At 73.7% G+C, this 19,524-nt stretch carries 12 protein-coding genes, 2 pseudogenes and 2 CRISPR repeat arrays; of the genes and pseudogenes, 2 read left to right on the top strand and 12 right to left on the bottom strand.

Annotated elements, in window-relative coordinates; all coding sequences use genetic code 11:
• Window positions 1-16: 16 nt before the first annotated feature.
• A CRISPR array of direct repeats spans window positions 17-536; the repeat unit is 28 nt; unit sequence GGACTACCCCCGCGGGCGCGGGGAGGAC.
• A 30-nt stretch (window positions 537-566) separates the two neighbouring features.
• The 10 genes and pseudogenes from cas2e to BS72_RS40110 all read right to left on the bottom strand — a co-directional run.
• Window positions 567-908: a type I-E CRISPR-associated endoribonuclease Cas2e gene (gene cas2e / locus BS72_RS30685; protein ID WP_037915151.1), complete on the bottom strand. Its 342-nt coding sequence runs from the start codon at window positions 906-908 to the stop codon at window positions 567-569.
• Window positions 905-1,933, bottom strand: a complete 1,029-nt coding sequence (gene cas1e, locus BS72_RS30680; protein ID WP_051951861.1) for a type I-E CRISPR-associated endonuclease Cas1e — start codon at window positions 1,931-1,933, stop codon at window positions 905-907. Before cas1e ends, cas2e begins: the two co-directional genes overlap by 4 nt.
• Window positions 1,926-2,702: a type I-E CRISPR-associated protein Cas6/Cse3/CasE gene (gene cas6e / locus BS72_RS30675; protein ID WP_037915149.1), complete on the bottom strand. Its 777-nt coding sequence runs from the start codon at window positions 2,700-2,702 to the stop codon at window positions 1,926-1,928. The genes cas1e and cas6e overlap by 8 nt, the downstream gene beginning before the upstream one ends.
• A gap of 6 nt (window positions 2,703-2,708) precedes the next feature.
• Complete coding sequence (locus tag BS72_RS39690) at window positions 2,709-2,876, bottom strand: hypothetical protein (RefSeq protein ID WP_322942557.1); 168 nt, start codon at window positions 2,874-2,876, stop codon at window positions 2,709-2,711.
• An 11-nt stretch (window positions 2,877-2,887) separates the two neighbouring features.
• Entirely contained in the window at window positions 2,888-3,505 is a 618-nt protein-coding gene (gene cas5e, locus BS72_RS30670; RefSeq protein ID WP_322942556.1) for a type I-E CRISPR-associated protein Cas5/CasD, read from the bottom strand.
• Entirely contained in the window at window positions 3,502-4,734 is a 1,233-nt protein-coding gene (gene cas7e / locus BS72_RS30665; RefSeq protein WP_051951860.1) for a type I-E CRISPR-associated protein Cas7/Cse4/CasC, read from the bottom strand. The genes cas5e and cas7e overlap by 4 nt, the downstream gene beginning before the upstream one ends.
• 175 nt (window positions 4,735-4,909) lie before the next feature.
• A complete protein-coding gene (gene casB / locus BS72_RS30660; protein ID WP_037915146.1) occupies window positions 4,910-6,082 on the bottom strand; it encodes a type I-E CRISPR-associated protein Cse2/CasB in 1,173 nt (390 codons plus the stop codon).
• Window positions 6,079-7,758, bottom strand: coding sequence for a type I-E CRISPR-associated protein Cse1/CasA (gene casA, locus BS72_RS30655; protein ID WP_037918439.1), 1,680 nt, complete (start codon window positions 7,756-7,758; stop codon window positions 6,079-6,081). Before casA ends, casB begins: the two co-directional genes overlap by 4 nt.
• 286 nt (window positions 7,759-8,044) lie before the next feature.
• Complete coding sequence (locus BS72_RS30650) at window positions 8,045-10,960, bottom strand: CRISPR-associated helicase/endonuclease Cas3 (RefSeq protein ID WP_037918436.1); 2,916 nt, start codon at window positions 10,958-10,960, stop codon at window positions 8,045-8,047.
• 175 nt (window positions 10,961-11,135) lie between these two features.
• A CRISPR array of direct repeats spans window positions 11,136-13,117; the repeat unit is 28 nt; unit sequence GTCGTCCCCGCACGCGCGGGGGTGGTCC.
• A gap of 401 nt (window positions 13,118-13,518) precedes the next feature.
• Window positions 13,519-14,613 (bottom strand): annotated as a pseudogene (locus tag BS72_RS40110) (FG-GAP-like repeat-containing protein); the annotation flags it as partial.
• A gap of 263 nt (window positions 14,614-14,876) precedes the next feature.
• On the opposite strand from BS72_RS40110, the gene BS72_RS30635 reads away from it, so the two are divergent.
• Together BS72_RS30635 and BS72_RS30630 are read left to right on the top strand one after the other, a co-directional pair.
• Window positions 14,877-15,260: a DoxX family protein gene (locus BS72_RS30635; RefSeq protein ID WP_037915137.1), complete on the top strand. Its 384-nt coding sequence runs from the start codon at window positions 14,877-14,879 to the stop codon at window positions 15,258-15,260.
• Window positions 15,261-15,505: 245 nt separating this feature from the next.
• Entirely contained in the window at window positions 15,506-16,546 is a 1,041-nt protein-coding gene (locus tag BS72_RS30630) for an RNA polymerase sigma-70 factor (protein ID WP_078901765.1), read from the top strand.
• A 138-nt stretch (window positions 16,547-16,684) separates the two neighbouring features.
• On the opposite strand, the gene BS72_RS30625 is transcribed toward BS72_RS30630, so the two are convergent.
• Window positions 16,685-17,707, bottom strand: a complete 1,023-nt coding sequence (locus tag BS72_RS30625) for an ADP-ribosylglycohydrolase family protein (protein WP_037918430.1) — start codon at window positions 17,705-17,707, stop codon at window positions 16,685-16,687.
• 531 nt (window positions 17,708-18,238) lie between these two features.
• Window positions 18,239-18,817 (bottom strand): annotated as a pseudogene (locus BS72_RS39685) (hypothetical protein); the annotation flags it as partial.
• Window positions 18,818-19,524 lie beyond the last annotated feature (707 nt).

Below are 19,524 nucleotides of genomic sequence, written 5' to 3'. Positions count from 1 at the left end.
CGTACCCGGCTGACTGGAGCTACCCACGCGGGCGCGGGGAGGAGGGTCACCGTCTTGACCGTCTGGTGCCCGTAGGACGGGCTACCCCCGCGGGCGCGGGGAGGACGGGCACTGCTGCCACCCCCGGTACAGGGTTCGATGGGCTACCCCCGCGGGCGCGGGGAGGACCGCGGCCCGAGCGTCGTCTACCTGGGGTCCACCGGGCTACCCCCGCGGGCGCGGGGAGGACCCCGGAGCCGACCAGTACGGACCTCCTGATCATCGGGCTACCCCCGCGGGCGCGGGGAGGACCCAGGTGGGCTCAGCGGTCCCCACTGTACCGGCGGGACTACCCCCGCGGGCGCGGGGAGGACGCTCATGCAAATCGGCCAGCAGCAGCACCCCGAGGACTACCCCCGCGGGCGCGGGGAGGACTCGGGGGGTGGTTCGTGCCCGCTACAGGGGCGGGGACTACCCCCGCGGGCGCGGGGAGGACGTCTGCCCGCCGGAGTGGGACGAGTCCGCGGCTGGACTACCCCCGCGGGCGCGGGGAGGACACTTCGTGAGCTGGGCTGATGTCCCGGGGATCACGGGTTTTCCTTCACTTGCCGCGTCGGCTGCCAGCCCGGTGCCGCTGAGCTACCCCGGGGGCGGGCCATCAGGGTGAGGCCGTCGAAGTCGACGGGCGTCCAGCGGTCTCGGCCCGCTGTGCGGACGGTCCAGCCTTGTTCGGTGGGGGCGGGTTCGACCATCACGGCCTGGCCGTCACGGATGCGTTCGGCCAGGATGGTCCAGAGGCGGTCGCGGATGCGGGAGTTGGGGGTGCCCACGAAGACCCCGGGGGCTACTTCGGCGAACCACCGCGTGAGGTGGCCTCGCAGGCCGGGTGGAGCGGCGATCAGTACGACGACGGTTGTTGCGGCGCTCACCGTTGCCGGTCCTGTTCCGGGCCGGCGCCTTCCGCCTCCGGTGGGGACTGCTGGGGCTCCGGCTGGGGCGGAATCACCGTGAGGTGCTCGCCCGGGGCAAAGGCTTCGCCCCAGTTGCGGCCGCCGCTGACAACCGTGTCGCCGTCGCCCCAGAGTCCGCCGGCTTCCTCCTCCGGGAGGTCCGCGCCCTCGGGGACGAGGAGTTGCTTGATGTCGGCGACGACGCGGGGCAGGAGTGAGCCCTGGACGACGGCGTCGCGCAGGGCGGTGCGGGCGTCGCGTTCGGCGGTCAGGCCCTGGGCTGCCAAGTCGAAGGCGAGCGGGATGGTGAACTCGGCCTTGTACAGGTCGGCGACGTCCAGGACGAAGGACAGGGCGGAGCCGGTGTGGACGAAGCCGAGGGCCGGGCTGGCGCCGATGCCGGCGATGACGGCGTGGCAGATGCCGTAGAGCGCGGAGTTGGCCGCCGACAGCAGGCGGTTGACGTCGTCGCCTGCGGCGAAGGCGTCGCCGGCCTTGTACTCCCGTTTGGACCAGGGGACGCCGGTGCGCGCGGCGTGTGCAGCGTAGAGCTTGCGGATGCGGGTGCCTTCTCTGCCGCGGAGTTGCTGGAGGGTCAGTCCGGCGGTCTTCTCTCCGGGGAAGCGCAGGTCGTACATGCGGCGGGCGACCGCGACCCGTTCCTTGGGGCGGGTGACGAGCCACGCCTGCCGTAGTTGGAGCTGGGCACTCCGGGTGGTGCCGAGGCCGGACGCGTACAGGCGTACGCCGTGCTCGCCGACCCAGCAGATCGCGGTGGCGGAGTCGGCGAGGAGGGTGACGGCGGCGTGCGTGATCCGGCTGCCGGGTCCGACGAGGAGCACGGCGAGGAAGGCCGCGGGGACGTGGACGACACGGGCCTTGTTGATGAGGACGATGGCGTTGTCGTCCCGGTCGATGTGGCACCGCTCGACGTACAGGCTGGAGACGCGGTCCTCCAGCCTGTGCACGTCCTGCGGGCCGGTGCGCCACCAGGGTTCAGCCACGTGCGGCCTCCCCGGGCAGGGGCGCGAGGGTGAGAAGGCCCTGGCCGTAGCCCTTGGCGGGGCCGATGCCACTGAGCAGGGCCTCGCGCAGGGCGTTGGCGTCGGTGACGCGCAGTCTGCCCTGGAACGTGGCGCTGGAGATGGTGACGTGCGGGCCGTTCCGGTGCTTGCGGAAGCGCAGGATGTCGCGGGCGACCAGGGAGACGGCAGGGGCTTCGCTGGTGGGGGTGCTGGTGCCGAGGTCGATGCCGGGGGCGGTTTCGGTAAGGGGGATCGTGAAGCCGTTGCGCTCGGCGCGGCCGAGGAGCCAGTCGAGTTGCTGAGCGGCGGTGCGGTGCGCGACACGGAATCCGCGACGGCGTTCCGGGGCGTCCGTGTCGGCCTTCATACGCTGCGTCTGCTCGGCGCTGGGCCGTTCGGGGCGTTGGACGCTGTGGACCGGGTTGGCGGTCAGACGGAAGGCGAACTCCCGTCCGGTTACGAGGCGTTCCAGCAAGGGCGTGTAGTCGGCGATGAGCGGGTCGCCGCCGTCGGCACCGGGCCAGCCGGCGTCTTCGACCAGCCGATGCCAGGACGGGCGGCTCTCGGTGAGGACGAGGACGTCCGTGCGGTGGGGGGTGTCGCTCTCCACACGCCACAGGACGCGTTCGCGTACGGGCTGTTCGGCGAGGCCGTTCAGGACGGCGGCGTGCAGCCGGTGGGGGTTGGACAGGAGGGCGAGGCCGCCGCGGCGGCCGGGGTTGAGGGCGATCTTCGACAGGTACGGCATTCGGTGTCACCAGCCCAGGAGGGCGAACGGGTCGTGGCCTGAGGCGGCCGGGTCGGCGGACGGAGCGGCGGCGGTGCTGGGCGCCGGGTGGCCGGTGGGGACCGTGACCCACAGGTGCCGCACGGAGCGCCGGGCGAAGACGGTGCCGGTCCTGAGGTCGAAGCTGTCGGGCACGTCGTCTTCGGTCAGTGGACCTTCGGGGTCCTCGATCGTGGCTTCCAGTGGGACCTCGTGCCCCCGGATCTGCTTGCGGCGGTGCTCGGACGCCTCCCAGGGCACGTCGCCGAGGACGTCGGCGAGTTCGGCGTCGGCGCGCAGCCCCCGGCTGACGGGGCCGGCGGGGGGCAGGAGCGGCGGCCGAGCGAAAGGGGGAAGACGGGGTGGCGCACGGCGTGCTCCAGACCCTCAAGGAGCTGGGCGGGGCCGCGGAGCGCGACGACGAAGACGGCGTCCTGGAGGTAGGTGCGCTGCGTGACGCCGGTGTACTTCGCGGGGCTGGTCTTCTTCTGCGCCCCTCGGGCGTCCACTTTGGCCGCGAGCATGGGCACGTCACGGTGGTCGCTGACGGTGTGGTAATCGCGCAGGAGGCTGCCGGGCTGGTCGACTCGTACGCCCAGCCGCAGCCCCAGCAGGTCGGTGATGGACGCTTCGCGGGAGCGTCCGTCGGCTGCGGCCAGCATTCCGAGGACGCCGGACTTGGTGGGCTGGGACAGGGTGTCGCGGCGGTTGTAGCGCGAAGGCCCGCCCCAGGACTGGAGGGGCGCTGCCAGTCGCAGGACGAGGACGGCCTGGTCGGTCGTCACTCGACCGCTCCAGCGGTGACGTCGACGGTGGTGGCGGCGGCGCCGGCTGTGGCCTGCGCGGGGATGGCGGCCGTGATCTCTCCCGTGGCGAGCCAGGTGGCGACCAGGTCCCCGACGGAGGCGAGGAGAGCGGGGAACGGAAGCGACGGGCCGAAGCTCTCGGAGAGCTTGTCGCCCTCCAGGGCGTAGGTGGCCAGGGTCCGCGAGGGGACCGTGCCCCAGGTCTCGCCGACCTCCTTCAGCTCCCGGGCCAGGCGCGCGGCGGACTCGGCGGCCAGTCCGGCGTGGCCGGTGACGGGCTCCTCGTAGGCGGAGACGAGGTTGACGGGCTGGTCGGTCCGGACGGTGATGAGGACCAGGTGCGGCAGGGTGCGGTGGGCGAAGGTGTTCTGGTGTCCGGTGGGCATGGAGCGGGTGAAGGCGTCCACGAAGCGGACGGCGGCGTCGCGGGTGGCCTCGGGCGAGGTGAGGTTGTCGCGGAGCTGGTGGACGCCGAGGACCGCGTAGCGGTAGAGGGTGGAGGAGTTGAACTCCACGGTGCCGATCATGCCGGCGCCGCTGTCCTCGACGTTCTCGTCGTCGACGGCGGTGTAGTAGTCGAACTCGGTGCGTACCGCGTGAGTGGACAGGGCGTGGGCGACCTGGACGGCGGCGTCGACGTTGAGGTCCTTGAGGTCGGCCACCATCCGGCCGAACAGGGCGACCTCGGCGGGGTGCCCGGTGGCCAGGGCGGAGACCACGGGCAGCGTGTCGATCTCGGCCTTGAGCTCCTTGTCCGGGAGGGCGCTGAGGTCGGCGGCGCGCCCGTCGAGGAGCCCGATGACGGCGTCGAGTTGGCGTTTGCCGAAGAAGAGCAGGTAGGCGGAGTGGTCGTCCTTCTTGGTGGACTTGCTGATGCCGAGGGGCTCCAGCAGGGCGGCGGCCAGGCGGCTGGCCTGGGCGGCTTCCAGAGCGGCTCCGCCGTCGGCGGCGGGCTGGGCCAGACGGTCGGAGAGAAGGGCCGCGATCCGCTTGGTGCGGGTGGCGCGGTCGCATGCGGGTTCCGCCCTGGCGTACTCCATCCGGGTGGCGCGCTTCCACGCCTGGGACGACACGCGGGCGCGGCGGGCACCACCGTACTGCGCCTGCTTCGGCGTGCCCGAGTCGTCTCGGTTGATGTTGGACGGTGGAAGGCTCTGCAGGATGTGCGCCTCGACGAAGAGGTTGGGGTTGGGGTTGGGGTTGGGCATGATCGGCTCCTTGGGTACGGGAGGTGACGCCGTTCGGCGTGTGGGAAGGGCAGTTGGGTGCGCGCGGCCGCTCCGGCACGGGCGCCCGGAGATGTCGGGGCCGTCGGTGCAGGAGGGCAGCGGCTCTTACGAAGCCGGTGGCAGCTGGATGTCCGGTGGCCGGGACGGCGGTCGGTCAGTCGCGCGGGGGCGCGTCGCCGACGCGGAAGTCGCGGTCCCACCGGCTTCGGATGCGGGACTGCTCCTCGGCTCCCTCGGAGTCGTCCCAGTGCCGCAGCGCCCGTCGCAGGGCGTCGTAGTCGAGCCCGATGTCCTTCGCCCGCAGCAGGGTGACCAGCCCGCGCAGGTGGTGGGCCAGTTCCTCGCCGTCCAGGGAGGTCAGCAGGACGCCGAGCCGGCGCTCGATCGCGGTGCGGTCCGCCTGGCCGTCTCTCGCGAGGAGCCGGTGGCAGGCGGCACCGGGGCTGACTCCGTGCGTGTGCATCGGTACGCGCCTGCCGTGCTGGTGCACCCCGAAGAGGGCGAGGGCGGTGTGCTCGGCCACCAGGTCGCGGGTGAGAGCGCCCTTGGCCCGCAGCTCCGTGGACAGGCTCGTGCGGTAGAACCGCCACATCGCCGGTACGGTGCCGGCCTCGGCGCCGAGACCGGATCGCAGCGCCGCCAGGTCGGCGCCCGCGCTGCCGCTCTTCGGGTCGAAGGTGGCCCAGAGGGGCTGGTCCGCGGTGCGGGGCTTCGCACCCTGCGGGCCGTCCGCGCGGGTCTCGGCCGGGGCGCCGGTCGGGTCGGTGTACTGCAGGCCCCAGGCGCGCAGCACCTTGGTGTGCCGGGGCGTCAGCCAGTCGCACAGGTCGCGGTACAGGCGGGTGTAGTCCAGGCCGGTGTCGGCCTGTCGCAGCAGGGGGACGATTCCCCGCAGGTGCTGCACCAGTTCGTCGAGGTCCTGCGCGGTGGCCGCGGCGGCCAGGCGCCGTCGGACCGCGGCCTCGGAGAGCGAGCCGCGCAGGCCCCGGCACGCGGTCCCGAGTCCGACCCCCGGCCGGTGCGCCGAATGGGCGGCGCCGGTCTGGTGGAGGCCGAAGAGGGTGAGCACGGCGTGCTCGGCGCGGTACGACGCCGGAAGCCGATCGGCGTTCCGGTCCGCGTCGGTCGGTCGCACCCGGTGAAGTTGCCGCATGGAGGGCACGCTTCCCGGCTCGCGGCCCAGACCGTCCCGCAGGCTGCGCAGGCCCCTTTCGGCCCAGGCCGGGAGTGACTGGCCTCCGTCCCCGCGGGGGGCGGGGGCGGAGGTGAACTCGTCCCAGAAGTAGGGCCGGTAGGACCGGCCAGTCGTGGTGGTCGTGGTGTTCACGCGGCGTCGTCCCCTCGTGCGGAACGGGCTTCGGCGACTCTGGCCAGGATCTGGCGCAGGGCACCGTGGAAGGCCGCGCCGGCCCTGCCGCTGCGGAAGACCGTCTCCTTGCCGTTCACTCTCACCTTCCGGCCGATCACCGCTCGGGCGGGGGTGGCCGCCACCAGGCTGTCGGCTTCCGCGACCGCGGCCTGGCGCAAGGTCAGCTCCCAGGCCAGTCGGGCACGTTCCAGCAGGTCGTCGTCGCCGACGGTGCTCAGTCCGGCCAGCAGGCGCCGCATACTGGCGTCCACGGCGTGCAGGAAGCGGGCCGAGGGGCGGTCGCCGCTGTTGCGGGGCAGCGGGTCCCCGCCGGACGCGCGCCGAAGATCGCTGTTGAGCATGTCCAGCGCGCGACCGACCCGATCGGCCTGCTCGACACAGTCGAGCAGCGCTCTCCGCAGCCAGGGGTCGGTGGCGGTGAGGGCCGCGACCGGGAGGGGGAGGCTGTCGGTGATGGCGTTCTCCACCACGGCTGACTGGTTTCCGTACTCCAGCCCGCTGGTCTCCACTCCGAGCGGGTAGCCGGCCGGCAGGTGGCCCTCACTGTGCAGGGCCCCGATCTGACGCAGCAGCAGGGAGGTGAAGGGGCCGTCGCTGTCCTCGGGGAGGGCGAGCGCGAGGAGGGCGTCGAGGCCCTGCCAGGCGGCGCGCCCGGAGAAGTGGCGGCGGGGTCGGTGCCGTGGCTGGCCCGCCTTGGGCTTGGCCGTGTGGTTCCACGCCGTGTGCGGCTCGACCTGCGGCGTCTCCGTGAGGCGGTCCCCCGCGCAGACGACCACCTCCCGCACGCGCGGGCCCTCTTCGGTCTCGGTGCAGATCAGCCGGATTCGGCGGGACTGGAAGGTCAGAAGGTCCAGGAGGCCGCCGACGTTCCGCGCGGACCACTCGGGCCCTGACGGCGCCCTCCAACCGGCCGTCGCGGGGCGCTCGTCCCACGCCCACTGGGGACGGTCGGCCGGGTCGAGCCCGTCGGGCACGACCGGGGTGTTGAGGAGCAGCGTCTCGTACAGCGTGCTGCCCGTGGGAACGATCACGCCGAGCTGGCCCAGTGGTCCCGTCGGGTTTCCCGTCGTCTTGCCGGCTTTCGCCTGCCCGTCGCCGACAGCTCCGGTCTTGATCGCGGCGGTGTCCCAGCAGTGCGCGTGCAACAGCCACAACGCCGCCTGGGGCAGGGTCAGGTCGAGGTGGTCGGCCTCGCTGAGCGCGCTGAACAGGGGCACGTTGTTGCCCGAGGCGATCGACGGGACAAGCAGCGTGGACGGCTTGGCGTCGCCGCTGAGCGCCGTCAGCCCGCCCACTTGCGCGAACGGCCGCTCGGCGTCGAGGAGCCGGAAACGGCTGCCGTAGCGAGGGCCGAGGTAGTCGGCGAGCCGCTCGACCTCCTCCGGGGAGAACCGCCCCTGAGCGAACCGCCTTCCCCACTCCGCGCGGGTCCGAGGCGCGCCGAGCGCGTCCACCGTCACCGGCAGCAGCAGCTGTCGCAGCAGTGCCGCCAGCATCATGGGCACCGGCAGGTCCATGCGCCGGACGGCGTGTGCCTCGGACAGCACCTCCCATAAGCCCGCGCTGCGGAGTTCGCCATCCGTCCGGACGGCCGGCAGCCAGCCGCCCTGGACGAGATCGCCTGTCGATTCCACGGTGCTTCCCTCTCCCGCTTCCCAGGTGAGCAGGGCCCGCTGGAGGACCCTCACTCCACAAGCCCAACTCATGCTTTTTCGGCATAAGTTAGGAGATCAGTCAGTTCATCACTCTTGCATATGACCAGCCGCCACTTCAAGCTGTGGCCATTTATGTGCGATGCGCGATCGTTTGTGGGCGCCAACCGCACCTCAGTGACCAGGCGTGCCGTGACGGCATGGTGTGCACCCCCGTTGGTACGGGGGTGCCCGCACGGCGCCGCGCGGAGGTGGCGGCGCCCCGCGCTCACCCCCGTTCGACGACCAGTCCCAACCCGTCGTCGTACGACACGCGGTCCTTGCCGACCAGAGCCCAGCCGTCCTCCTCCAGAACCAGCGCCAGGGCGTAACGCAGCCACGGGTGGGCGGTCCAGCCCGGAAGCGGATCCAACGCCCGTCCGGCCTCCTCCGCCAGACCGACGGGGAGCCGTACCGATCCGCCGAGCAGTCGCTCGACCACCGGCTCGTCCAGGACCTCGCCGTGCACGCCGAGCCGCGTGCCGTCGAAGGCCGCATAGCCTGTGGGCACGCGGCGCACGATCACGGCCTCGACCCCCTGTTCGCCGTCGCGTACCAAGGCGTCGAGTTCCTCCTCCCGTCTGACGCGGACGCCGCCGTAGTGCAGTCCCTCCAAGGTCGTCGTCCCCCATTCGCGGGCTCGCGTCAGCAGGAACCCCTCCGCTTTCTTCTGCCGTTCGGCCTCCTTGGCGCGCCAGACGCCGGCAGCCGCGGACTCGTCCCACTCCGGCGGGCAGACTTCGGCATCCCCGTAGGCGCGGGCCACCAGGTCCGGAACGTCGGCCGGAACACTCCACGGGGCCGGCTCCCGGCCGGAGACACCGCGGTCCGGGCGCAGCGGGCCCGCCGCCTCGGCCACCAGGGCCGCCGCGCGCAGCAGAGGCCACGCACCGTAGATCCCCTCCGAGGCGGGGAGAAAGCAGGGACGCCCCTGCCGGTCGGCGGCCACTCCCGTCACCAGGACGCGCGGCGTCGCGTGAGCCGCGGGACGCCGCGTGCCCGCGTGCCGGTGCAGCCGGCCGATCCGTTGGAGCAGCAGGTCCGTCGGCGCGAGGTCGGTGATCAGGAGGTCGGCGTCCACGTCGAAGGACTGCTCCGCGAGCTGGGTGGCGATCACCACCATGCGCCCGGGCCGGTCCGCCCCTTCCGACCCCGCCTCCGGGCCCATCAGCCGCAGGCACTCGGCGCTCCGGTCCGCACGGTGGGTGGCGCACAGTCGCCCGTGCAGCAGGAACAGCCGCCCGTCGAAGCCGTCCCGCTCCAGCCGCCGGTGGATCGCCTGCGCGCGGTCCACCTGGTTGACGACGACGAGCACCACCCCGCCGTCCGCCACCGCGTCCCGCACCGCGTCGGCCACGACCGCTCCGTCCTTGGACGTGTCCGGCAACCACGCGATCCGCGTCGGCACCGATTCCCGCCAGGACGCCACCGCGACCCGCGAACTCTCCGCCACCGGCCGCCCCTCCGCCGCATGCGCCGACGTCACGCAGGGGTAGCCGGCCGGCGGGGGCACCGGCTGCACCACGTCCGCGGCGCCCACGGCACCCGAGAGGTAGGCGTCGACGAAAGCCTGCCGTTGCGCGGGCGGCAGCGTCGCCGACAGCAGCACCACCGGTACCCCCGCCTGCCCGAGCCAGCGCAGAGCCTCCAGCAGGAACTGCCGCATGTAGACGTCGGCGGCGTGCACCTCGTCCACGATCACGACCTTCCCCGCCAGCCCGGCGAACCGCAGCATCACGTGTCGGGTACGCGTCGCCGCGTACAGCAGGTGGTCCACCGTGCCGACGGCGAACGCGGTGAGCAGGCCCCGCTTGGGGCCCAGGAACCACTGGGCCGGACCCGCGTTCTCCCCCTCCGCGGCCTCTCTGGCCTGTCCGGCCTCCTCGACCGCGTTGTGGGAGCGTCCCGGGCCGAAGAAGTCGTCGTCCTCGTCGATCGCGCCGTACACGTCCCACGGGTCCGCCGGCGCCTCGTCGGCTTCGCCCGTCCCGGCCGAACGCCCGGCCTCCCAGATCTCGCGCCATCTCGGGTTGAAGCGCCGCTTGCCATGCAGGAGGGCGACGTGGGGCTCCAACGCGGGATCGAACGTCCGCACCCACTCCAGCACCTGCGCGTACATCGGATCGCTCGTCGCCTGCGTCGGCATCGCCACGAACACGCCGTCCAGGCCGAAGCGGGCCGCCAGCACCTCGGCCGCCGCGAGGGCCGCCTTCGTCTTGCCCTCACCCATCGGAGCCTCGGCCACCAGCAGCCCCGGGGCCGGCAGGGCCCACGCCCGCTCCACCAACTCCACCTGCGACGCACGCGGCCGAACGCCCAACCGGCCGTGCAACGGCTCCTGCACGGACGCGGGCACGGTCAACCCGCCCCACCCGCCGCGCAGACCCAGACGCCGCCACGCGGCCTCGGCCCGGCGCCACGACCCGGCCGGTGAGATGTCACCGGCATCGCCCAGCCCCTCGAATTGCTCGCTGTCACTCGCGATCCAGTCCGCCATCACGACCAGGCCCGACAACGCCAACTGCTCCGCCTTGCGCAGCGCCGCGAGCGGCCGTGCCGCCGCCAGATCCTCGAACCCCACGGCTCGGGTGAAGACGTCCACCAGCGCACGCTGCGTCTCCGCCCAGGCCGCCCCCCTGCCCAACGCGTCCCGCTGCGGCGGTTCCAGGCCCAGGATGGACGGATAGCTCCCGTGGTGTCCCGCCACAAGCGGCCACAACCAGGCGGCAGCCTCCGGATCACCCCACTCGTCACGCAACCGCGGCAGCAGCATCGCCGCACCCGCGACGTCGTGCCGCCACCGCTTCTCCCGACCAGCCGCCAACCGCCCCCACGTCAGCCCGGCCGCCAGCACCGGCGCCGCCTCGGCGGGATCCATCGCCTGGAACGCCGGACACGCCTTCCCGCAGTCATGGATCCCGCACACCCACATCAGCCACGCCCGCCCGCGCCCACCGCTGATCTCGTCCAGCCGCCGCCGGAACGACGGCGCCAGGTACCGGTCCCACATCACTCCGGCCACCGCAGCTGTGTCCAGCAGATGACCGATCAGCAGGTGCGTCCTGCCCCCGTTGCGCGCAGCCGACTTCCCCCACAACCGCCCCACCCGCAGGGCCGTCTCCTCGGGCACACCCCATAACCGCATGAGCCGGACGACCGACCGTTCCTCCACCACGTTCCCCAACTCCCCAACCAGCGTGCGTACAGTGGACCTGACCCTAGGTGACACCACTGACACAGCCCCCGGACGCGGAAGCATGACACCGAAGCAGGTGAACGAAAACCGGCACCCGCGCTAGCATCGCCGCAGGTCACGAAGTGTCGTCCCCGCACGCGCGGGGGTGGTCCGTGCTGATGCTCACTGGGGAGGTCCCTTCGGGTGTCGTCCCCGCACGCGCGGGGGTGGTCCGGTGTTGCACGATACCCCTCTTCCTGCACGGACGTCGTCCCCGCACGCGCGGGGGTGGTCCTCGCCCGAGCCCGAGGACCAGGGCCCGGACGTAGTCGTCCCCGCACGCGCGGGGGTGGTCCGCGCGTCGAGCGCGTTCCAGAGCCGCTCGTGGTGTCGTCCCCGCACGCGCGGGGGTGGTCCATGACGCCACGCCGCCACGGCGCCATGACGTCAGTCGTCCCCGCACGCGCGGGGGTGGTCCCCACCGTGTTGGAGTTCACCGACGCCGAGATCCGGTCGTCCCCGCACGCGCGGGGGTGGTCCGCCGTGGAGGGAACCGAGCTGCAGCTCGACGCGGTCGTCCCCGCACGCGCGGGGGTGGTCCTCCTCCGTGTAGAGGCTCACGGAGGGGATGCCGGTCGTCCCCGCACGCGCGGGGGTGGTCCTGGCGGTGGCCCCCGACCAGGACGCGTTGAACGGTCGTCCCCGCACGCGCGGGGGTGGTCCATCGGGGGTGTGGACCCGAAAATCGTGGAAGCGGTCGTCCCCGCACGCGCGGGGGTGGTCCGCTGGCCAGGAGGAGGGCGGTGGGCTGCATCACGTCGTCCCCGCACGCGCGGGGGTGGTCCCCTTCCCTCGTGTCTGGAAGGTGTGCCGCCGTCGTCGTCCCCGCACGCGCGGGGGTGGTCCCTCGCCGGGATCGGTGGCGAAGAACACGTCGGCGTCGTCCCCGCACGCGCGGGGGTGGTCCCCCGAGAGGACCATCACCCACATGACCATCACCGTCGTCCCCGCACGCGCGGGGGTGGTCCGCGGGGTACTACAACCAGAACGTCGTGTTCAAGGTCGTCCCCGCACGCGCGGGGGTGGTCCGTGCCAGGCTCGCAGGTCGAGTTCGGCGGCGCGGTCGTCCCCGCACGCGCGGGGGTGGTCCGTTGCGGTGCCGGATGACTCCGAGGTCGAACATGTCGTCCCCGCACGCGCGGGGGTGGTCCGTACGTGCAGGGCTACACCTACCGGTGCCCCTAGTCGTCCCCGCACGCGCGGGGGTGGTCCCCCGCCGACCGCTCCGGACTCGGAGAACGCCGGGTCGTCCCCGCACGCGCGGGGGTGGTCCGATCACGTGGGGCGACGACGAGCGCAAGCAGGCGTCGTCCCCGCACGCGCGGGGGTGGTCCCGCGACGCCGCCCCGTGCGGATATCCGCACGCTGGTCGTCCCCGCACGCGCGGGGGTGGTCCGGACTTCACCGCGTCCTTCTCGCCCGGTTTCACGTCGTCCCCGCACGCGCGGGGGTGGTCCGCTGGACACGTCTATGCCGCGGCTGGTCGCCGCGTCGTCCCCGCACGCGCGGGGGTGGTCCTCACTGGCTTACCCCCGACACGGCCGTCACCTGGTCGTCCCCGCACGCGCGGGGGTGGTCCGTTGCCGGGAATCGCCATTCTCACCACCCCCCGGTCGTCCCCGCACGCGCGGGGGTGGTCCCCCGAGAGGAGCATCACCCACATGACCATCACCGTCGTCCCCGCACGCGCGGGGGTGGTCCGCTGGGCCGCCCGACCCGCAAGCACGGCGTGAAGTCGTCCCCGCACGCGCGGGGGTGGTCCACTCCCTGAGCTGCAGATTGACCAGTTTGGCTAGTCGTCCCCGCACGCGCGGGGGTGGTCCCCCGGGGCAGGGGCGGGTGGTGCGGGTGGTGCCGTCGTCCCCGCACGCGCGGGGGTGGTCCCTGCCATCCGGCGGCGACGGAGTCGGCGTGCTGGTCGTCCCCGCACGCGCGGGGGTGGTCCTGGAACATCTCCTCGGGCTCTGCGTCGACCGCCGTCGTCCCCGCACGCGCGGGGGTGGTCCTGGTAGCCGGCCTCAGCGAAGGCGCGTGGGGTTGTCGTCCCCGCACGCGCGGGGGTCGTCCTCTCCGGCACCGCGGCCGTTCGCGGTCCGGTGTGTCGTCCCCGCGCTTGCGGGGATCTTGAACCCGAGCGGGAGGGGATCAGTGGAGGTAGGTGCCGAATCGGGCCAGGTGTGAGGGGACGTCGGTGCCGGCGGGCCGAAGGCCCAGGAGCCGGTGGCCGTGGGGCCGTTGGCGGTGCCGGGGAGGTCCCACACAGCGCCGGTGCTGGAGTTCTCTCCGTCCGCGGTGGCGTAGAAGTCGGGGTGGCCGGACTTCCTGGTGTCCAGCAGCCGGACCTGGTCGCCGAAGTGGTCGCCGGTCTCGGCGGCGCCGGGCACGTCCTTGGTGTGCTGGGTGAACGTCACGGCTCCGGTGCCGGTGAGGCCCCGGGCGGAGCCGTTCATCAGGATTACCGCGCCCGCGTCCCAGATGTCGCCCAGCGCCTCGCCGGACACCCCGACGGCCACGTCGGCGTACCCGTCGCCGTTGGTGTCGGCCACGTCGAGCGACATGCCGAAGTAGTCCTCCGACTCGTTCACGCCCGGTACCCCGGGGGAGTTCTGGTCGAGGGTGGTCTGCCCGGTGCGGGCGACACCGTCGGCGGAGCCGTAGTCCACGACGACCTTGCCGGCACCACCGCTGTCCAGTACGCCGGCGACGATGTCGGCGTACCCGTCGCCGTTGACGTCGCCCAGGGCGACCGCGTGGCCGTGGCCCCGCAGCCCGTCGACGTAACGTCCTTTGGTGACGGGGCCGTTGTCGCGACTGCCGAGGTAGACCTGGACTTCGTTGTCGTCCTGGCCGATCCAGACGGAGAGCGCGAGGTCGTCCACACCGTCGCCGTTGATGTCCCCGGACCTGGCCTCCAGGACGTTGTCCAAACGGGTGTCCTCGTTGCCGAAGTCCCTGGTGGACGCGGGTTTTCCGGTGCGGGAGATCGGGCCGTCCCAGATGGCGCCCTTGGTGCCCAGCGGTTCGTCCCCGCCACCGCCGGTGTGCAGGACGAGCAGGTCCTGCCTGCCGTCGCCGTTGAAGTCGCCGGTGGCCGAGAAGTCGTAGCCGGTGAGCTCTACGGGCTGCGACAGCCCTTTCGGACCGCCCCACAGGACGAGCGATGTGCCCTCGACGCTGTCGATCACGAGGTCCGCGTAGCCGTCGCCGTCGAGGTCGGCGCTGGAGACGTGGGAGCCGAGCCCCTCGGAGAGGGTCGCGTTCCCTGGCACGCCCGCGGTGGAGCGGCTGATGACCTGGCGGTCGGTCGTGGAGACTCCGTGCGCCGAGCCCCACATGACCACGACGTAGCCGGCGCCGGCCGCGCCCGAGACCGTCGCGGCCGGTACGCCGACGACCAGATCGGCGTAGCCGTCGCCGTTGAAGTCGCTCCCCTTGGGGGCGGTGGCCTTGGGAGTGGTGTGCCGGGGGGTGGCGTGTGCCGCCGGCACCGCCGTCCCGAGGAGTACCAGGGCGGCCGCGGCGGGGGGCGCCAGGAAACGGGCGGCGGAACGCGGGGAGAACATCGGTGGGCCTCCTGGTGTCGACATCGATCGCACTCTTCGACCGGCGAAGCCGCAGGAAGGTTGCTTCCCTGTCTCCGCTTCCGCCTTCCGTCAACCGGTCTGCTCCTGGGCACGGTTGAGGACGTGGATCGGCCCGGCGGCGCGGCATCCGCAGGAGAGCGGCCCTCGCGGACGGCTCACGGTCCGGGCGTTCGCGGATGTCACAGGCGAAGGCGGCCGTCTCGTCGTACGGACGAAGCCAAACCTTGCTGAAGGAGTGGAAGATGAACCTCGCCCTGTGGATCGGTACCGGGCTGCTGGCCGTGGTCGCCCTGGCCGGCGGCGTCAGCAAGACGTTCGTACCGAGGGAGAAGCTGGCCGCGGCCCATGGCGGAGGGTGGACCGGGGACGCCGGCGACAGCTTCGTCAAGGCCCTCGGTGTCCTCGAACTCCTCGCCGCGGCGGGGCTGGTGCTGCCGGGCGCGCTGCACATCGCGTCGGTGCTGGTTCCGGTGACGGCCGTCTGCTGGGTCGCGCTGATGGTCGGCGCGATGATCACCCACGGCCGCCGCGCGGAGATCGCGTTCGTGGTGCTGAACCTCGGCTACCTCGCGCTCGCGGCGTTCATCGCGTGGGGACGCTTCGGTCCGGCGTCCTTCGTCCACTGACGCCCGGAGCTCCGTCGGTCGCACCGGACACGCCGGACACGCCGGTCATGACAGTCATGCCGGTCATGAAAGTCACGCTGGTCATGCCGGTCACGCAGTCACTCACAGGTCACGCTGGTCACGCCGACCTGACGGTCCGCGGAGTGGGTTTCAGAATGAGGTTCGACGAACAGGACGCCGCTGCAAAGGGGTTGAGGAGTCGGGGGTTGGTCGTGGAGGGTGATGGCTGTGCGGGAGGAGCCGGCATGAGCAGCAGGATCGAGGAGTTCCAGGAGCTGCGCCCGCTGCTGTTCTCGATCGCCTACCGGATACTGGGCGGCGTGGGCGAGGCCGAGGACGCGGTCCAGGAGACCTGGCTGCGCTTCGAGGCGTATCCGACGCAGCCCAGGTCGACCAGGGCCTTCCTGTCGGCGGTGGTGACGCGGATCTCGATCGACGTGCTGCGTTCGGCCCGGGTCCGGCGGGAGAGCTACGTCGGGCCGTGGTTCCCCGAGCCGCTGCTGGCGGACCCTTACGAGGACCCGGAGCGGTCGGCGGAGCTGGCCGACTCGGTGTCGATGGCCGCCCTGCTGCTGCTGGAGCGGCTCAGCCCGCTGGAGCGGGCGGTGTTCGTGCTGCGGGAGGTGTTCGACTTCGGCTTTCCCGAGGTCGCGGCGGCGGTGGGGCGTTCCGAGGCGGCCTGCCGTCAGCTGGCGGTGCGGGCACGGCGCCACATGGCCGCGGGCCGGCCGCGCTTCACCGCGGACCGCGGCGAGCGGGAGGAGCTGGCCACGCGGTTCTTCGACGCCCTGCGCGAGGGCGACGTCGAGGGTCTGCGGGAACTCCTCGCCGCCGACGTGGCGATGGTCGGCGACGGCGGCGGCAAGGCCCCGCAGCTGGCCAGGGCCGTCGCAGGCGCCGAGAAGGTGGCGCGGCTGCTCGCCTCCGTCTTCCCGCTGATGGCGCGGATCGACGTGGGGTTCACACCGCAGGAGGTCAACGGCCAGCCGGGAGCGGTCTTCCGCGACCGGGACGGCAGGGTGCTCCACACCATGGCGCTCGACGTGCTCGACGGGCGGGTCCAGGCGATCCGCCTGGTGCTCAACCCCGAAAAGCTCACGCACATGGGCCCGGTGGCGGACGCCTGGGCCGTCGCCCGCGACGTACGGCGGGCCCGGCGGCCCGCGGCCCGGCACGACGGGGCTCCCCTCGACCAGGCGCCCCGGGAGCCGGGGCCGCAGGACGTGGAGCACCGGGACATGGAGGACCGGGACGTGGAGCACCTGGACCGTACGCCCTCCGCGTGACGCCGCCCGGCCGCCGGGCCCCGGGCCCCCGGTGCCGCCGGTCAGCCGCGGTGGCCCGGCGCGGCCGGCGCGGCCGGCGCGGACGGCACGTCCGTGCGTGCTCGGTGTCGGAACCCGCCTGCCGCGGGACGCCGTTGGTCAGAGCCGGCCGCTGTCCCAGGCCGCGCCGATCGCGAGGAGTTCGTCGCGGTGCTCCAGCCGCTCCACCCACGGCGCCGGCCAGGCGTCGGCGCCGTGGTACGCGCCGGCGAAGGCACCGGCCAGGCAGGCCAGCGAGTCCGAGTCGCCGGAGCTGAAGGCGGCCCGGCGCAGGGTCGTCACGGGCTCCTCCGGGAAGAGCAGGAAGCACAGCAGCGCGGTGGCCAGGGCCTCCTCGGCGATCCATCCGGCGCCGGTGGCCAGGCAGGGGTCGGCCTCGGGATCGGGTGCGGCCAGGACCTGCTCCAGCCGGTCGAGGGCGGCGAGGCACTCGTCCCAGCCGCGTGCCGTGAACCGCGCGGCGTCCGGGTCGTGGCCGTGCTGCCACAGGTCGCCGAGCCAGTCCTCGCGGTAGGCGGCGCGGCGCTCGGTGGCGTATCCGCGCAGCAGGGCGACCAGTTCGGAGGGCCGGACTCCGTCGGCGAGCAGCCGGACCGTGTGCGCGGTCAGGTCGGAGGCGGCCAGGCCGGTGGGGTGGCCGTGCGTCAACGCGGCTTGGAACTGGGCCAGTCCGGAGCGGGCGGACTCGTCCAGGCCCGGCAGCAGCGCGGCCGGGACCACCCGCATGTTCGCCCCGCAGCCCTTGGAGCCGATGCGGCTGGCCTGCTGCCATCGCAGGTCGGCGCGGGAGAGGTCCGCGCAGGCGCTCAGGCAGGTGGCGCCGGGCGCGCGGTTGTTGTCCGGTGAGCGCCACCAGGCGACGAACTCGTCGCGTACCGGTCCCGCTGTGCTCGCCTCTGTCACCGGGCCGCGTGCGGCGGCCGTGCGCAGGCCCCGGGCGAAGGCGAGCGTCATCTGCGTGTCGTCGGTGATGAACGCCGGGGACGGCAGCTCCATGGTCCGCCACGGGCCGCACTTGGCCTCGATCATCTCCACGGAGTTGAACTCGGTGGGGAACCCGAGGGCGTCGCCGAGCGCGAGGCCGACCAGCGCGCCCGTGGCAGGGCGCTTCGCGACGTTCACGCGAGGCCCCCGTTCGGCACGGCGGCCCACCGGCCGCGCTCGTCCATGGCGGCCGGGGCGGCCGGGGCAGTCGGGCGTTCGCAGGTGCGGGCCGACAGGAGTGCCGTCCGGTGCGGAGGTCGGACCGCCGAGGAGGCGGACAGGCAGGCCAGCGTGGTCATGCGGGCCATTCAACCGTGTAGGGCACCGCTTTGACGAGGGCTGCGCCCGCTGCTCCAGCCCGGCAGGGCGGACGGCCGGGCGACGCGGCGCCGCCGCTGGAGGGGTCCGGCCTCCGCGCGAGGGCGTCCGCCTCGACCGTTCAGCCGGGGCCGACGGGCGGGGCCGCGACACCGCCGGGGGCGGGACCCGGCAGGACGGCCCCGGGGTCGGGGGCGGCGCGGCTCTGCCGGGGACCGCCGGAGCGCCGCGCCCGGCGTCCAGGGCCGGCTGCGGTCCGCGGCCGGCGGCGAACCGCAGGCCGCAGACCTCGCCGTCCGGTGCCGGGGGCAGGTGGAGCGGGGTGCCGGCCGGCCGCTTCCCGGCCCGTTCCAGGTGGGCGGCCGCCGCGGCCCGAACGTTCTGCCGCACGAAGGCGTAGACCTCCCCCGGGGCGGCCTCCCGGAAGGCCGCCGGGGCGTAGTGCTCGATGGAGTCGACGATGACCGCGCCCGCGTTGACCAGCGGTGTCGGGAGGTAGGTGACGCCGCGGCGGTCGAGCACGGCGGCGGTGGCCGCCTCGTCGGCGAGCAGCGCGTCGGCCGAGCCGATGACGGCCCCGCACGGCAGGTTGCCGGCCAGCGCGGGGCCGATGAGGTCGCTCACCGAGCAGGGCACGAAGACGTCGACGGGGGTGTCCGCCCAGGCCCGTACGGGGCGGCAGCCGGGGAGGGCGGCGGCGCCCGGTGCGGTGTCGTAGGTGAACACGGTGGCGCCGGCCGCGGCCAGTTCGCGGGCGACGACGGAGCCGACCTTGCCGGTGCCGTGGACCAGGGCCCGCAACCCGGCGGTCGGGCCCCCGGCCCATGCCTCGATCGCGCCGAGCACGCCGTGCGCGGTGGCGGTGTGCGGGCCGACGCCGCTGCCGACCGCGTTGAGCACGTACGGGCTCAGCCGTGCCAGCGCGGCCATGTCCTCGGTGGTCACACCCATGTCGGCGCCGGTGTACACGGTGCCGCCGTAGCCGTCGAGGACGGCCGCGACCAGCCGCAGGAGGGTGGCGTCGACGGTGGGGGCTCCGGACACGACGATCTTCGCGCCCCAGAACCCGGTGTGGTGGACCTGGTGTCCGACCAGGGTCTCGGTGGCCAGCCGGGCGCTGAGCCGCCGCGGGCCGAGCACGCCGTCCGCGGTGCCGCCGCGGCCTGGCAGCACCCGCAGCCCGCCGTTGGCCGGCGGCGGGCGGCCCGGGCCGCCCGCCGCGGTCGCCACGTGGACGGTGACGCCGCCGGCCGCGGCGATGCTCCTGACCTCCGCCCTGCCGGCGCCCGCGCCGCCCGCCCCGCCCGCCGTACGGGGCGGACCGCCGCTCCCGGCGCGTCTCCACACCGGTTCCGCGGGCCTGCCCGGCCCGGCCGGCGGCGTCACAGCGCCGGTGCCGGGTCGTGGGCACCTGCCGGCCCGGCCGCTCCGTCCAGTTCGGGGTCGGCGCACCCGCGCCCGGACGCGGGCACGAACGTGGACGCCCGGCCGCCCGCCCGCGGCACCAACGGCTCGGCGTCCGGAAGGCGCCGGGTCAACGCCCCCAGGGGAAAGGGCCGTTCCGGTTCGCCGGAGCCGCCCGGCCCGTGGCCGAACCGGTGGCGCTCGGCGACCACCGCGGAGCGGCCCCGCCGCGC

It is taken from the genome of Actinacidiphila yeochonensis CN732, from assembly GCF_000745345.1.
In the GTDB taxonomy this organism is placed as follows: domain Bacteria; phylum Actinomycetota; class Actinomycetes; order Streptomycetales; family Streptomycetaceae; genus Actinacidiphila; species Actinacidiphila yeochonensis.
The sequence above is the reverse complement of the archived record's forward strand: the minus strand, read 5'-3'. Positions and strand labels throughout refer to the sequence as shown.